This is a genomic window from Streptomyces sp. TS71-3 (assembly GCF_018327685.1).
Lineage (GTDB): Bacteria > Actinomycetota > Actinomycetes > Streptomycetales > Streptomycetaceae > Streptomyces.
This window is the reverse complement of the sequence record NZ_BNEL01000001.1, coordinates 4529926-4545215: the sequence shown is the minus strand read 5'-3', so window position 1 is coordinate 4545215 and position 15290 is coordinate 4529926. Positions and strand designations below refer to the sequence as shown.

The window sequence follows — 15290 nt, the reverse complement described above, 5'->3', positions numbered from 1 at the left end:
GCTCCCAGCGAGCTCGGGGAATGGCCGAGGAGGGCCGGTGACGACCTATGACCAGCGGGCGAGCCAGGGGGGTCCCGGAGCGCGGGCGGAATCCAGGGTGGGAGAGGACCTGACCAGCACGGCGGAGCGTGTCCGCCGGTCGGTCGAGGGCGTGATCGAGGGCAAGCCGGAGGTCGTCCGGCTGGCGCTGACCGTGCTCCTCGCCCAGGGCCACCTGCTGATCGAGGACGTCCCCGGCGTGGGCAAGACCATGCTCGCCAAGGCGCTCGCACGCTCCATCGACTGCTCGGTGCGGCGCATCCAGTTCACGCCCGACCTGCTCCCCTCGGACATCACCGGGGTGTCCATCTGGGACCAGCAGCGCAGGGACTTCGAGTTCAAGCCGGGCGCGATCTTCGCCCAGATCGTGATCGGCGACGAGATCAACAGAGCCTCGCCCAAGACCCAGTCGGCGCTGCTGGAGTCCATGGAGGAGCGCCAGGTCACCATCGACGGCCAGACGTACGAGCTGCCCGCCCCGTTCATGGTGGTGGCCACGCAGAACCCCATCGAGATGGAGGGCACCTACCCGCTGCCCGAGGCCCAGCGCGACCGGTTCATGGCGCGGGTGTCGATCGGCTACCCCAGCCCGGAGGCCGAGCTCCAGATGCTGGACGTGCACGGCGGCGTCCCGCCGCTGGACGACCTGCGGCCCGTCGCCCACGCGCAGGACGTGGTGAAGCTCATCGACACGGTGCGCAGGGTGCACGTCTCCGACGCGGTGCGGCGCTACGCCGTCGACCTGGTCGCGGCGACCCGCACCCACCCGGACCTCAGGCTCGGCGCCTCCCCGCGGGCCACCCTGCACCTGCTGCGCGCGGCGAAGGCGGCCGCCGCCCTCGGCGGCCGGGAGTTCGCCCTGCCGGACGACGTCCAGGCCCTGGCGGTGGCCGTGCTGGCGCACCGCCTGCTGCCCACGGCCCAGGCCCAGCTGAACCGCCGCACGGCCGAGCAGGTCGTCCTGGAGATCCTCCAGCACACCCGCGTACCCGCCGCCTCCCCGCACCCGAACGGCCGCTACGGCACCGGTCCCGAGCGGGCCCCCGGCCCGTTCGACCCGGGGCACGGCAGCCGGAGGGTGTGATGGCGCGGGCGCTCGGCCCGGCCGGGCCGGTCTCTCCCGCGCAGGCGGACGAACCGGGCGGGACGGCCGCCACGAGCGGCGTCAGCGTGGCACTGGCCGGTCTCACCACCCGGGGGCGGTCCTTCCTCGCCGCCGGCGTCGCCGCCGCCGTCTGCGCCTACGTGCTCGGCCAGAGCGACCTGCTGCGCGTCGGGCTGCTGCTCGCCGCCCTGCCGCTGACCTGCGTGCTGGTGCTGTACCGCACCCGGTACCGGGTGACCGGCACCCGCAGGCTCGCCCCCGCGCGCGTGCCGGCGGGCGCCGAGGCTCGGGTCCACCTGCGCATGGACAACGTTTCCCGGCTGCCGACCGGCCTGCTGATGCTCCAGGACCGCGTGCCCTACGTGCTGGGGCCCCGGCCGCGCTTCGTGCTGGACCGGGTGGAGCCGGGCGGCCGCCGCGAGGTGTCCTACCGCGTCCGCTCGGACCTGCGCGGGCGCTACCCGCTGGGCCCGCTCCAGCTCCGCCTGACGGACCCGTTCGGGATGTGCGAGCTGACCCGCTCGTTCGCCACGCACGACACGCTCACCGTCATCCCGCGCGTGGAGCCGCTGCCGCCGGTCCGGCTGAGCGGCGAGGCGCGGGGGTACGGCGACGGGCGGCAGCGCTCCCTGGCGCTGGCCGGCGAGGACGACGTCATCCCGCGCGGCTACCGCCACGGGGACGACCTCCGCCGGGTGCACTGGCGCTCCACCGCGCGCTACGGCGAGCTGATGGTGCGCCGCGAGGAGCAGCCGCAGCGGGCCAGGTGCACGGTCCTGCTGGACACCCGCGCGCTGGCCTACGAGGGCGCGGGCCCCGGCTCGGCCTTCGAGTGGGCGGTCTCCGGCACCGCCTCGGTGCTCGTGCACATGCTGGAGCGCGACTTCTCGGTCCGGCTGCTCACCGACACCGGCGCCTCGGTCCCCGGCGAGGGCTCCGACGGCTTCTCGGGCACCAGCCAGGAGTCCGCCGACGCCGCGGGCGTGATGATGGACACGCTCGCCGTGCTCGACCACTCCGACAGCACGGGCCTGTCCCCCGCCTACGACGTGCTCCGCGGGGGGAACGAAGGCCTGCTGGTGGCCTTCCTCGGCGACATGGACGAGTCCCAGGCGGCCGTGGTCGCCAGGATGCGCCGGCGCAGCGGGATAGCGGTGGCCTTCGTGCTGGACCCCTGGATGTGGACGCACGGCGCGGCACGGGCCGGCGCCGCGGTCCCCTCCCCGGGGTGCGAGGACCGGCTGCGCCAGCTCCGTGAGGCGGGCTGGACGGCGCTGGCGGTACCGCCGGGTGCGGGCCCCGCGCAGCTGTGGCAGCAGGCCGACCGGCAGCGCAGCGCGGAGAGCGCGAGTCCGGCGGGTACGAGTGGGGGTTGGTCATGAACGGCGTGCGCCGTCCCGCGCGCGGGGCGCGGGGCAGGGACCTGGACACGGTGAGCGGGGCGGCGGCCGCAGCCGGAGGTGCCCGATGAGCGGGCGCACCCGGATGGCGCTGTGCTCCACCGCCGCCACACTGCTGACGGCGTGCGCGCTGCTGCCGCTGGTCGACAGCTCCGTCTGGCTGTTGCAGGCGGCCTTCCTGCTGGTGGCGCAGACCGCGGCGGGGGCCCTGGCCCGCAGGGTGCCGCTCCCCCGGCCGGTGACGGTGCTGGCGCAGGCCGTGGTGTCGCTTCTGCTGCTGACGCTGGTCTGTGCCCATCAGCAGGCCATCGCCGGCCTGGTGCCGACCCCCGAGTCCCTCCAGCGGTTCTCCACGCTGATCCAGCTGGGCCGCGACGACGTGCGCCAGTACGCGATCCCGGCCCCGCTGACCGACGGGATCCGGTTCATGCTGGTCGGCGGCGTGCTGCTGATCGGCCTCGCGGTGGACGGCATCGCGGTGACCTTCCGCAGCGCCGCCCCCGCGGGGCTGCCGCTGCTCGCGCTCTACGCCATCGCCGCGGGCCTGTCGCGGAGTTCCGCGGACTGGCTGTGGTTCCTGCTGGGGGCGACGGGGTACCTGCTGCTGCTTCTGGCAGAGGGCCGGGACCGCCTCTCCCGCTGGGGCCGGGTCTTCAGCGGGGCGCCACGCCCGCCGGGCGGGCGGGTCACGGCGGCCGGCCAGGAGGCCGGCGCCGCCGTCGCGCCGGTCCGTGCCGGCCGCAGGATCGGGGCGGTGGCGCTCGGCATCGCGCTCGTGGTCCCGCTGGCGCTGCCGGGGCTGAGCGGCGGGCTGTTCGATCCCGCGGCCCACGGCCGCGGCGTGGGCCCGGGCGGGGGCACGGTCTCCGCGGTCAATCCGCTGGTGTCGCTCCAGGACAGCCTCAACCAGCCCGAGGACCGGCAGGTGCTGACCTACCGCACCACCCCCGGCACGGCGAACGACCAGTACCTGCGGATCGTGGCCGAGGACGACTTCGACGGCAGCACCTGGAAGCCCACGGTCCGCCGCATCACCGACGTGCCGAAGGTCCTCCCCGCGCCGCCGGGCCTGAGCCCCGCCGTGCGCACCACGAAGGTCAGGACCATCATCAAGGCCGCCGGCTGGTACGGGCAGGACTGGCTGCCCATGCCGTACCCGGCGAGCCAGGTCAGCATCGGCGGCCGCTGGCGGTACGAGCCGGTGGGCCGCACCCTGGTCGGCGACCGCGGCCAGACGACCAAGGGCGTCTCCTACGAGGTGACGAGCCTCGCCGTGGCGCCGACGGCGCAGCAGCTGGCCGACGCCCCGAAGCCGCCGCCGGACGTGATGCGCGAGTTCACCAAGGTGCCCGCGTCGCTCCCCTCGGTGGTCGCCGCCAAGGCCCGCGAGGTCACCGCGGGCGCGATGAACGACTACGAGCGTGCGGTGAAGCTCCAGGACTACTTCGCCCTCAACGGCGGCTTCACCTACAACACCAACGTGCACGCGGGCAGCGGCCCAGGTGCCATCGCACGGTTCCTGCGCCAGAAGGAGGGCTTCTGCATCCACTTCTCCTTCGCGATGGCGGCCATGGCCAGGACGCTGGGCATACCGGCCCGGGTCGCGGTGGGCTTCACGCCCGGCACGCTGACCGCGGACGGTTCCATGTCGGTGGGCCTGAGGGATGCGCACGCCTGGCCCGAGCTGTACTTCGAGGGGGTCGGCTGGACCCGCTTCGAGCCCACCCCGAACCGCGGCTCGCTGCCCGACTACACCCGCTCCGACACCCCGAGCGACATCTCCAGCGATCCGTCGGCGCCCTCGCAGGCGGAGCCCACGGCACCGTCCTCCGAGCCGACGGCCCAGGACAACTGCTCGACCGCGGAGAAGCGGGTCGGCTCCTGCGAATCCACCATCCCGGGGGCCGGTGGGGGCTCGGGGGACGACGGCCCGTCGGCCGGCCAGATCACCGGCATCGTCGCGGGCGCGCTGGCGCTCCTGCTGCTTCCGCTCATTCCGATGCTGTGGCGGATGAGGGTGCGTGCGAGCCGGCTCGGGGAGTGGGACAGCCATGCTTCGGTGGTGCTGCGCGTGTCCGGATCGCGGGGCCGCGGGGTCCTACGGGCGCGGGGGCGCGTGGCACGCGCCGGGAAGGGACGCGCGTCCGCCGGCGGTGGCGCCGATCCTCGGGTGCGCTGGGGGCACACCGGGCCCGAGCAGCCGGCCGCCGGTTCCACGGTGGAGCCCACCGCTGACGAGGCGGTGCGGCACGTCCTGGCGCACTGGCGTGAGATCACGGACACGGCCTGGGACCACGGCATCCCGCCCGACGATTCGGAGACTCCCCGCAGGGCCGCCGAGCGGATCGTGCGGTCGGCGCCGCTGGGGCAGGACGCCGCGGCGAGCGTGCACCGGGTCGCGAGCGCGGTGGAGCAGGTGCTCTACGCCCGCACGCCCTCGCCCGCCCCGGGCCTCGCCGACGACGTACGGCAGGCACGGGCCGGCGTGCGGGCCTCGGCCGGGCGCTCCACGCGCCTGCGCGCCCTGCTGGTGCCGCGCTCGGCCGTCCGCCTGGTGTGGGCGTTCTCCGCCTGGCGCAGGCAGGCGGCGGCAGGACTGGCCGCGTCCTGGCCGAGCGGGCGCTTCGGGCTGCGCCGGGCGTCACGGTGAGGCCGGGCGCCGCGGTAGGCGAGGCGTCACGGTACGGGGCCTTGGACCGGGCCGGGCTCGCGGGGAGGCGGCGGCCCTCAGGGGGGAGCGGGGTCCAGGCGGGGCCTCTCCCTCGGCTCCTCCGGACACGACTGAGGGCGACCACTGTGAAGGGTCGCCCTCTGTATGTGTGGTGATGTCCGCCGGTGGTGGGCCGGCGGGGCCGTCACTGGCCTTGCTCGTCCTGGCGTCGCTGCCACCGCTCCTCGATGCGGTCCATCATCGAGCGCCGCTGCCTGCCCTGCCTGCGGCCGGGTCGCGTACGGGGCGCGCCCTGGGCGCCCGCGCCGGCCGGTGACTGCTCGCCCGCCCTGGGTGCCTTGCGCCAGCCCGTGATGGCGAGCACGGCACAACCCAGCATGACGAGGAACCCCACCACGCTGATCCAGATGAGCTGGGCGACCATGCCGCCCATGAGAAGACCGATACCGACCAGAAAGCCCACAACTGCCAGATACGCCCGACGCCGGGTATACCTGCGCAGTCCGCTTCTCTCAAGCGCTGTCGCGAACTTGGGATCTTCGGCGTACAGCGCTCGCTCCATTTGCTCGAGCATTCGCTGCTCGTGCTCCGAGAGCGGCACGGAGTCCTCCTCATGGTGCAGTCGCCGGGGCGACTGGGGGGTTCCCTTCAGGATAGGCAGGGAATCGCCCCCGTGAAACCCGCCCCTCTACGCCAATTCACCACCCGGGCCGCGATGCGGTTCCGAGTCGCTGATCACTAGATTCCCCAGCTATCAGCCCCTCATGCCGGACGGCCTCCTTCGATCATACGGCGCCGTGCGCCCGATGGGGTGTTCTGTGGGGTACTCCATTCGCCGCTGCGTCGCTGATCAGTCGCGGTCCGTCGCGGTGCCCTGGCCGTCCGCGCGGCCCTGCCGGGCGCCGAGCACGTGGAGCTGAGTGGCGACGGACTGGAAGGCGGGCAGTTCGGCGGCCTCCGCCTCCAGCTTCAGCAGGCCGTCCAGGGCTCCCGGTTCGGTGTCGACCAGGTCTCCCGGGACGAGGTCGGCGAAGACCCGCACGCCGTGCACCGCCTCGACCCGGACGCCCGCGGTCTCGGCGAGCGCGGTGAGCTGCTCGACGGTGAAGCGCCGCGGCACGGGGTCACCGCCGCCCCAGCGGCCCCGGGGGTCGGTGAGCGCCTGGTGGGCCTCCGTGAAGCGGCCGGCCAGTGCGCGGGCGAGCACCGCTCCGCCGAGCCCCGCGGCGAGCAGGCTGAGCACTCCGGAGGGCCGCAGCGCGCCGATCACGTTCCGCAGGCCCTCGGCGGGTTCGTCCATGTACTCCAGGACGCCGTGGCACAGCACCACGTCGTACCCGCCGCGCTCCACGACGTCGAAGAGGCCGTGCGCATCGCCCTGGACGCCCTGGATGCGGTCTTCCACGCCTGCCTCCGCGGCCCGGCGCTCCAGCGCGAACAGGGCGTTGGGGCTGGGGTCGACGACGGTGACGCGGTGGCCGAGGCGGGCGACGGGCACGGCGAAGTTCCCGCTGCCGCCGCCGGTGTCGAGGACTTCGAGCTGCTCTCGGCCCGTGGCCTTGACCCGGTGGTCGAGGGCGTCCTTGAGGACCTCCCAGACCACGGCGGTACGGAGGGAAGCGCGGGGGCGCATCGGATCCGACACGGGATTGACTCCTCGGCGCGGCGCCGCCTCTTGTCGGGCGGAGCGGTTTGCTTGCAGGCTCACCCACCCTATTGCCTCCCGGGCCCCGGCTCGGCGCGCCGGCGGCCCCGCCCGGCGGCCGCGGGACCCGACGGGCTCGGGGCGGCGGCCGGCAGCGGGCACGTGCTGGTCGATCGCGCGGTTTCCCGGCGCTCCTGAGGACGCAGAGGCACCCCGAGCCCAGCGCCCGCCCCGGAGGCGGGGCTGGGGGGCTCACTCGGGGGTACCCCCCCATCCCCGCCCATAGAGCAGTGGGGAAGCCTCAGGGCAGTGGGGCAGCGACGGCCCCCACCGGCCGGCAGGCAGGGGCCGGTAGGTGGCGATTGAGATCCAAGCGGCCGAGGCCCGGGGCCTGCGCGGGCGAGGCTGGGCTTCCGTGGACGCCGGGGAAGCCGCTTCCCGCCGGCCCCGGGAGCCGGCTCAGCTTGCGTTCTCGATGGGCCCCTCCCCCTCCGTCCGCCGCATGGCACGGCCCCCGGCGGGACGGTGCCGGTCACCCGTCTGGCGTACCTCCCGGGGCTCGGCGGAGGGCTGTGGCAGGACGGGCTGGAGCGTCAGCATCCGCTCGACCAGGCGCAGGAACATCGCGCCGTCCCGCAGCAGGTCATCGGCGTCACGCCGGGTCACCGCGCCCCGGATGCCCGCCTCCGCGCGGGCCCTGCGGTCGGCGCCGGAGGCGAAGAGGGCGCTCCACTCGGCCAGTTCCGGGGCGATCTCGGGGAGCACTTCCCAGGCGCTCCTGATGCGCGCCCGGCGGCGGGGCGTGGGCTCGGGCCTGCCGCGCGCCGCGAGCACGGCCGCGGCGGTGCGCAGCGCGGCGAGGTGGGCGATGGCGTAGCGGTCGTTCGGCGCTTCGAGGAGAGCCGCCTCGTCGAGGCCCGCGCGCGCCTGGGCGAGCAGGTCGAGTGCGGCCGGCGGGGCCGCGGAGCGGCGCAGCACGGGGTGGACGTCGGTGGCGGGACCGGTCAGCGAGGGGGCAGGGCCGGCGGCGCGGCGGCCGGCGGCTGCTGCGGGGTACCTGGCCATGACATACCTCCTGTCGTCTGGGTGACGGCCCCGTGGCCGTCAGTACCCATCGTGGACCACCCCACTGACAATCGGCTCTGACCTGCACGTTTACTTCGATCGCACGTTCGGATACGGGTCCCCGCGGGCTCGGGGCCGGGCGGGTCGGCCGAGCCGCCCCAGGAGCCCCGGACACCCGGCCGGACCCGGCGCGTGCCCCTGCCCCGCGCCCCGTCCCCACACGAGTACGCCGGTCCGGTGCGGCCCATCCCCCGTTCAGGACCGCACCGGACCGGCGTCCCCCCGCAGCTCCCCCGTGGTCACCCCGCGGCCCGTCCCCCATGGGCCGTCGCATCGCGCCAGGGCCGGCCGCCCCGCGGTGCACGGGCGGCCCAGGGGCGCGGCGCCGTTCCGCCGCCCCGTGTCGGCGGTACGGCGCCGCGCGCCTTCCGTGCCACCACTCTTCCGTGCCGGGCGGCCCGGCCCATCCGCGTGCCTACTCATCTCCGTGCCTGAGTAGGCCTACTCAGGCATGGGGGCACGCCCCCAGCACCACCCTTGGCGGGGCGCCCGGAGAGCACGCTGAGGCAGTCGTACGGCCGCCGGCCGGCCCGCCCGTCTCACGCCCTCGGACGCCCGCGGACGCCTTCGGCCACGGGTCCCGGACGGGCCCGCCGCCGGTGCGGATAAGGTCCCTGGCATGGCACGGATTGCGGTGATCGGCGCCGGGATGGGCGCGATGGCGGCCGCCGCCCGGCTGGCCGTCGCGGGCCACCGGGTGGTGGTGTACGAGCGCTCGGACACCTACGGCGGGGCCCTGGGCGGCGTGGAGCGCGACGGCTTCGTCTTCGATACGGCCCCGGGCCTGCTCCCGCTGCCCGCGGTCTACCGGGACCTGTTCGTCAAGACCGGCAAGGAGCCCCTGGAGGAGTGCGTGGGGCTGACGCAGGTCGAGCCCGCGGCCCGCCATCTGTTCGCGGACGGCACGGACGTCCGTCTGGCGAACGCCTCCCGGGCCGCCGTCGGTGCGGCCCTCGACACGGCCCTCGGCGGCGGTGCCGGCGAGCTCTGGGCGGCGTTCATGAACCGCGCGCGGGAGGCATGGGACCGTTCGCGCCGCCCGCTGCTGGAGGAGCCGCTGTGGCCGAACTGGCGGGTGCTCGGGGAGCGCGAGCCGTATCCGGCGGCCGTCAGGCGCCGCCTGCTGCGCAAGGACCGCTCCGCGGCCACCCTCGCGGAGATCGCGGAGCTGGAGCTCGGCGGCGAGCCCCGGCTCCGCGCGCTGCTGGAGCACCATGCGCTCGCGGCCGGCATGGACCCGCGGACGGCCCCGGCCTCCGCTGCCGTACTGCCGTATCTGGAGCAGACGTTCGGCATGTGGGCGGTGCGCGGCGGCCTGCGGGCGCTCGCCCGGGCCGTGTACGAGCGCTGCGTGGCCCGGCGGGTCGAGTTCCGCTTCGGCGCTCCGGTGGCGGGGATCGTGGAGAAGGACGGCAGGGCGGCGGGCGTCGAGCTGGCGGACGGCACGGTCGAGGAGGCCGGCTTCGTAGTGGCCGGCGTGGCGCCGGGCGTGCTGGACAGGATGCTGGCGGGAGTCCCGGCCCGTGCCGCGGGCGAGGTGCCCGGCCGGTCCGGGTTGCCCAGCCGCCTGACGGTGCTGCTCGCTCTGCGGGGCGCCCGCCCGTCCGATGCCGCACACCGCACGGTGGTGCACACCCCCGATCGCGAAGGCGAGCTCGACCGGCTCTTCGGAGCCGCCCCGGGCCTGCCCGCGGAGCCGACGGTCGGCGTGCTGCGCCCCGACGGCCCGGAGTCCGTGCCGGACCCCGGGCACGAGGCCGTCACGGTGACCGCCACGGTGCCCGCGGGCGCGGCGGTCTCCGAGGAGGACGTCGAACGGGTGCTCACGCGCGCGGAGGAGGCCGTTCCCGGGCTGCGCGAACGTCTGCTCTGGCATGAGGTGCGGACCCCCGCGGACGTCGCCGAGGCGACCGGCGCGGAGGGCGGAGCGGTCCCGCCGCCCTCCCTGGCCGCAGCGGGCGGCCGGCTGCTGCACCCCTCGAACACCACCCGTCTGCCGGGGCTGTTCACCGTGGGCGGCTGGTCCCACCCCGGAGGGGGGCTGCCGCACGCGGGCATGTCGGGCGCGCTGGTCGCCGGACTGATCGTGGAGGGCTCGCAGTTCCGCGGCTCGCGGTGAGCGGCCCGCCGAGGCCCCTGGCCCCGCACGTGACGGCCGCACGGCGGCCAGGGCGGCGGGCGCCCCGGAAAGCTCGACCGCGGCATGACCCCGGCCAACGCGGCCGCCACCCGTGCTTGTAGGCCCGTCGCCGTGCTCGATGACGCCGAGGCGCCCCGGGTAGCCGGGGTGTGTCAGTAGCGGTGCTGCTGGTCGCGGTAGCCCGGGTCGTGGCCCGTGGTGGGGTCGTAGCCCGCCGCGGGGTCGTAGCCGGCCGCCGCGGGGTCGTAGGCGCCCTGGGGGTGGCCCTGGTACGGGTAGGACTGCTCGGGCGGCAGGTCACCGCCGTAGCCGTCCTCGATGCCACGCTGCTGGGGCATCCAGACGCCGCCGGGAGGCGTGTCCGTGCCGTACGAGCCGCCCGCGTAGGGATCCTGGGCCGGATAGGACTGGGGGTAGCCCTGCTGGGCGTAGGGGTCGTACTGCTGCTCGGTGCCGTAGCCCTGGGTGCCCGCCGCGCCGTCCGGCTGTCCCGCCGCGCCGTTCGCGTACGGGTCTGCGACCCAGCTTTGGTACACCTGCTGCCCGGCGTCATAGGTGTACTGCTGCTGGTCGTAGCCCGTGGCGTACCCGTCGTACCCGTACTCGGTGCCGCCGTAGCCCGCCTGCTGCGCGGACGCCGAGGCGTAGGCGGGGTTGTCGGGGGCCGCGGCCGGCGGGTAGCCGTAGCCGCTGTCGTCGTAGCCGTTTCCGTAGCCGCCGTCGCCCTCGGCACCGTAGGCGGGCGCGTTGGTGTAGATGCCGTACTGGCCGGTGTCCTCCGGCAACGGCTCGGGTTCGTAGACCTGGGCCGGGGGCTGCTCGGGCGGCAGCGGCCCGGGCGCACCGGCCGCGGCGTAGGGCTGCTCGGGGTGCGGCGGGGTGTCGGAGGCGTCGGGGCCGTCATAGGCGCCGGCGGCCTGGTACGCGCCCGTGTCGCCGTATGCGCCGACGGTGTCGTACGAGCCGGTGTCCTCGTACGCGTCCTGGGCACCGTACGCGTCCTGGCCGTCGTAGGCGTCGGGAGAGCCGGCCGGCTCGTACTCCAGGTCGGAGACCTGGAGGGTGGGGTCCTGGTGGGCGCCCGGGTCGCCCTTGCGGCGTCTGCTCGCACCCGGCCTTCCACCCAGCGCCCAGCCCGTGGTGAAGCCGCGGCGGAACGACAGGGTGACGCATGTCTGCCCGACGGCGAAGGCGATGGCGCCGATCACGATGACCACGATGGACGGCATCACGACGCCGACCACCACGCCCAGGAAGCCGACGAAGGCGAGCAGCCGCCAGCGCAGGCGTGCCTTGTACTGCAGCAGCACCTCGCCCAGCAGCCAGAGCGCGACCAGACCGAACGCGATGTAGAGGACCGTCATGCCCATGTACGCCCCTCCCTTACGGTCGTGCGGTTTGCCACGCCCTGCCGGGCAAGCGTAAGGCCGCTGCTAGCCCTGGTGCTGGTGCAGACCCAGATTCTCGTGGATTTCCAGCGTCGCCGTGGAGTTGTTGAGCGTGATGAAGTGCAACCCCGGGACGCCTTCGGCGAGCAGCCGTGCACAGAACTCCGTCGCGAACTCGATGCCGATGGAGCGTACCGCCGCGGGGTCGTCCTGGACGGCGAGGATGCGCTCCGTGAGCGCTGCGGGGATGTCGGCGTTGCTGAGCTGGGGCAGCCGCTGGAGCATCTTGACGCTGGTCACGGGCATCACCTCGGGGATGATGGGCGTGTCGCAGCCGGCCGCCGCGGCGCGGTCCCGAAGCCGCAGGTACGACTCGGGCTGGAAGAACATCTGGGTGATCGCGTAGTCGGCGCCCGCCCGGCACTTGTCGGTGAAGTGCCGGATGTCGGTGTCCTCGTCCGCCGAGCGGGGGTGCATCTCGGGGAAGGCCGCGACGCCCACGCAGAAGTCACCGGACTCCTTGATCAGGCGGACCAGGTCGGCGGCGTAGGTGAGGCCCTCCGGGTGCGGGACCCAGTCGCCCATGGGGTCGCCGGGCGGATCGCCGCGCACGGCGAGCATGTTCCGGATCCCGGCGTCGGCGTACTGCCCGATGATGTTGCGCAGCTCGGCGACCGAGTGGTTCACCGCGGTGAGGTGCGCGACCGGGGTGAGCGTGGTGTCGGCGACGATCTGCTCGGTGGCCTTCACGGTGCCGGCGCGGGTGGAGCCACCCGCCCCGTAGGTGACCGAGACGAAGCTCGGTGCCACCGCCTCGACCCTGCGCAGGGCGTTCCAGAGGTTCCGCTCACCCTTCGGGGTCTTGGGTGCCCAGAACTCGAAGGAGTACGTGGTCGTCCCGGACGCGAGCATGTCGCGCACGGTGGGTGCGCGGTCGATCCTGGTGGATGCGGTGCCAAAGGCCATACGGGCAGACTAGCCAGACGCGGGGCGCGACCAAACCGGAGCAAGGTCAATTGTCTTGTTTGCCGGGATGCCGACTTACGGGTGCCCACGTGACGGGCGGGTGTGCCACGGTATGTCGCTCCGGTGTTGGCCGATTCCTGCCAGGCGGTGTGTGCCGGTGACAAGGGTGACAAGGGTGTGCCAGGGCGGGTGACGTGGCGGTGCCATGCCGGAGACGGTCCCGTGCCGGGCACCGGATCAGGCGGTGTACCGGATCAGGAGGCCCGCAGGCGCTTGGCGAACTCCGCGGCCGCCGCCGCGGGGTCGTCCGCGCCGGTGATCGCGCGCACGACGACGACCCGGCGGGCGCCCGCGTCGAGGACCTGGTCCAGGTTGCCGAGGTCGATGCCGCCGATGGCGAACCAGGGGCGGTCGGTGCCCAGGGACGCGGTGTACCGCACAAGACCGAGGCCCGGCGCGTGCCGGCCCGGCTTGGTGGGGGTGGGCCAGCAGGGGCCCGTGCAGAAGTAGTCCACGCCCTCCTCGACGGCCGCGGCCGCGGCCTCCGGTTCGGCGTGGGTGGAGCGGCCGATCAGGACCCGCTCGCCGAGTACGGCCCGGGCGGCGGGTACGGGAAGGTCGCCCTGGCCCAGGTGGAGCACGTCGGAGCCGGCGGCGTGGGCGACGTCCGCGCGGTCGTTCACCGCGAGCAGCTTGCCGTGCCTGCGGCAGGCGTCGGCGACGACCCGCAGGTGCTCCAGCTCCTCCGCGGCCTCCATGCCCTTGTCGCGCAGCTGGACGATGTCGACACCGCCCGCGAGGGCCGCGTCCAGGAACTCGGGCAGGTCGCCCTGCCGCTTGCGCGCATCCGTGCAGAGGTACAGGCGGGCGTCGGCGAGCCGGTCCCTGAGGGTGCCGGGCTCGGCGGCGGGGCCGGGGGCCGGGATGGCGCTCTGGCTGGTGCTGGGCACGGCGGGGTCCCCCCAGGGGTCGTCGGTGGCGGCGGTGGATCGGCCCGGGTCCGCGGGCGGGCGCGGGACGCGCACGTCCCGGCGTACGGGCCGCGGGGTGGCCGCGGCCCGTACGCGCGGCTGTTCGTGGAGTCAGCGGATCCGAATCAGACGGCGAGCGCCTGGGCGCGGCGCTTCACCTCCGTGCCGCGATTCTCGCTGAGCGCCTGCGCGGGCGTGCCCGGCAGGCTCGGGTCCGGGGTGAAGAGCCACTCCAGCATCTCTTCGTCGGTGAAGCCGTCGTCCCTCAGCAGCGTCAGGGTGCCGGTCAGGCCCTTCACGACCTTGTCGCCGTCGATGAAGTCGGACGGAACGTGCAATGCCCTGTTCTCACCGCGGCGCACAGCGATCAGCTGGCCCTCCTTGACCAGCTGCCTGACGCGCGTCACCTCCACGTCGAGCCGTTCGGCGATGTCCGGGAGGGTGAGCCAGGCGGGGACGAGAGCATCGATCTTTGCGTCAATCTCGGTCACAGGACAAGCGTGCCATCTTGGACCGGCAGTCGGAAGCGGGGCGCCTCCGGCGAGGCGCGCCGCGGGGCGGGCACGGTCGGCAGGACCCTCAGGCTGTGGCCGATTTCAGGGGCCGGGTGGGGTCGGAGAGGGCGGCCGGGTCCATGGGCGTGGCGGACTCGATGAGCCTGCGGCCCTGGGCCAGGTCGCGGGGGCGGCTGACGGCGAGGACGGCGACCAGCTGGGTGCCGCGGAGCCAGCAGGCCGACCAGGAGGCGCCCGCGGGGTCGCCCCGCCACACCAGCGAGTCGGCGCCCGTGTGGTGCCCGGCGTACTGCACGAACCGGCCGAACTGCTCCGACCAGAAGTACGGCACGGGATCGTAGACCGCGCTGGTCAGGCCGAGGATGTTGGCGGCGACGGTGCGCGGTCCCTGGAGGGCGTTGTCCCAGTGGTGCACCAGGAGCCGTTCCCCGTAGCGCGCGGACGGGAACGACGCGCAGTCCCCCACCGCGAACACGTCGGGCGCCGAGGTCCGCAGGCCGTCGTCCGCGCGGACCTCGCGGTGGGTGCCGAGCGCGATCCCGGAACCGGCGAGCCAGCCGGTCGCGGGGCGGGCGCCGACGCCGACGACGACGGCCCCGGCGGGCAGCCGGGTGTCGTCGTCGAGGACCACGCCGCCGGGCTCCAGACGGGCCACCCGCGCGCGCGTGCGCAGCCTTACGCCGGCCTCGGCGTACCAGTCCGCCATGGGTGCCGCCACCTCCCGGGGCAGCGCGCCGGCGAGCGGCTGGTCGGCGGCCTCCACGACGGTCACCTCGCAGCCCGCCTCACGCGCCGCCGTGGCGAACTCGGCCCCGATCCAGCCGGCCCCGACGACCACGATGTCGTGCTGCGCGGCGAGTACCGGGCGCAGTCGCTCCGCGTCGTCGAGGGTGCGCAGCAGGTGAACGGCCGGCATGTCCTCGGCGCCGGGCAGCCGGACGGGCTCCGCACCGGTGGCGATCACCGCCACGTCGTAGGGGACGGGACCCTGGGGGGTGTCCACCTCGTGGTCGGCGGGCCGCAGGCCGGTCGCCTCCTGGCCGAGCCGCAGCTCGACACCGAGCGCGTCGAAGTCGATGTCGAAGGCGGAGCCCTCCGCCTTGCCGAGCAGCACGGCCTTGGACAGCGGCGGCCTGTCGTACGGCGGGTGGACCTCCGCGCCGAGCAGGGTGACCGGGCCGTCGAAGCCCTGCTCGCGCAGGGCGACGGCGGTCTGCACGCCCGCCATGCCGGCCCCCACCACGACGATGCGGCGCTCCGCCTGAAGCTGGTGTGACCGGCTCTCCGGTCCCGTCTGCTCGCTCACCCGATCACCATAAGCGCGT

Annotated in this window: 12 protein-coding genes; 4 read left to right on the top strand and 8 right to left on the bottom strand. The window is 74.8% G+C overall.

All coding sequences use genetic code 11. The annotated features are described in order from the left end of the window. The first annotated feature begins 37 nt into the window (after positions 1–37). The 3 genes from Sm713_RS18360 to Sm713_RS18350 all read left to right on the top strand — a co-directional run bounded on the left by Sm713_RS18360 (position 38) and on the right by Sm713_RS18350 (position 5194). A complete protein-coding gene (locus Sm713_RS18360; protein ID WP_212910675.1) occupies positions 38–1123 on the top strand; it encodes a MoxR family ATPase in 1086 nt (361 codons plus the stop codon). Further along, on the top strand, positions 1123–2526 hold the full coding sequence (locus Sm713_RS18355; RefSeq protein WP_212910674.1) for a DUF58 domain-containing protein: 1404 nt from the start codon (positions 1123–1125) through the stop codon (positions 2524–2526). The genes Sm713_RS18360 and Sm713_RS18355 overlap by 1 nt, the downstream gene beginning before the upstream one ends. Before the next feature lie 85 nt (positions 2527–2611). Further along, the gene (locus Sm713_RS18350) at positions 2612–5194 is read left to right on the top strand and encodes a DUF3488 and transglutaminase-like domain-containing protein (protein ID WP_212910673.1); all 2583 of its coding nucleotides are present in this window, start codon (positions 2612–2614) and stop codon (positions 5192–5194) included. 205 nt (positions 5195–5399) lie between these two features. On the opposite strand, the gene Sm713_RS18345 is transcribed toward Sm713_RS18350, so the two are convergent. The 3 genes from Sm713_RS18345 to Sm713_RS18335 form a co-directional block, all read right to left on the bottom strand. Then, positions 5400–5816 carry a DUF3040 domain-containing protein gene (locus tag Sm713_RS18345; RefSeq protein WP_212910672.1) on the bottom strand — a complete coding sequence of 139 codons (417 nt, stop codon included), beginning with the start codon at positions 5814–5816 and terminating at the stop codon, positions 5400–5402. Positions 5817–6065: 249 nt separating this feature from the next. After that, complete coding sequence (locus Sm713_RS18340; RefSeq protein WP_212910671.1) at positions 6066–6860, bottom strand: methyltransferase; 795 nt, start codon at positions 6858–6860, stop codon at positions 6066–6068. A gap of 459 nt (positions 6861–7319) precedes the next feature. Further along, positions 7320–7925, bottom strand: a complete 606-nt coding sequence (locus Sm713_RS18335; RefSeq protein WP_212910670.1) for an SAV_6107 family HEPN domain-containing protein — start codon at positions 7923–7925, stop codon at positions 7320–7322. A gap of 679 nt (positions 7926–8604) precedes the next feature. Between Sm713_RS18335 and Sm713_RS18330 the strand changes: the two genes are divergently transcribed. Continuing rightward, entirely contained in the window at positions 8605–10104 is a 1500-nt protein-coding gene (locus Sm713_RS18330; protein ID WP_212910669.1) for an NAD(P)/FAD-dependent oxidoreductase, read from the top strand. Positions 10105–10277: 173 nt separating this feature from the next. Here the strand turns inward: Sm713_RS18330 and Sm713_RS18325 are convergent, their stop codons facing one another. The 5 genes from Sm713_RS18325 to Sm713_RS18305 all read right to left on the bottom strand — a co-directional run bounded on the left by Sm713_RS18325 (position 10278) and on the right by Sm713_RS18305 (position 15271). Then, positions 10278–11495 carry a hypothetical protein gene (locus Sm713_RS18325; protein WP_212910668.1) on the bottom strand — a complete coding sequence of 406 codons (1218 nt, stop codon included), beginning with the start codon at positions 11493–11495 and terminating at the stop codon, positions 10278–10280. A gap of 63 nt (positions 11496–11558) precedes the next feature. After that, positions 11559–12479, bottom strand: coding sequence for a methylenetetrahydrofolate reductase [NAD(P)H] (gene metF / locus Sm713_RS18320; protein ID WP_212910667.1), 921 nt, complete (start codon positions 12477–12479; stop codon positions 11559–11561). 254 nt (positions 12480–12733) lie between these two features. Further along, positions 12734–13405 (bottom strand): thiamine phosphate synthase, encoded by a 672-nt coding sequence (thiE, locus tag Sm713_RS18315; protein WP_212912098.1) that lies wholly within the window; start codon positions 13403–13405, stop codon positions 12734–12736. Between the two features lie 170 nt (positions 13406–13575). Beyond that, complete coding sequence (locus tag Sm713_RS18310; protein WP_212910666.1) at positions 13576–13941, bottom strand: Rv2175c family DNA-binding protein; 366 nt, start codon at positions 13939–13941, stop codon at positions 13576–13578. A gap of 88 nt (positions 13942–14029) precedes the next feature. After that, a complete protein-coding gene (locus Sm713_RS18305; protein ID WP_374196003.1) occupies positions 14030–15271 on the bottom strand; it encodes an NAD(P)/FAD-dependent oxidoreductase in 1242 nt (413 codons plus the stop codon). Between the last annotated feature and the right edge of the window lie 19 nt (positions 15272–15290).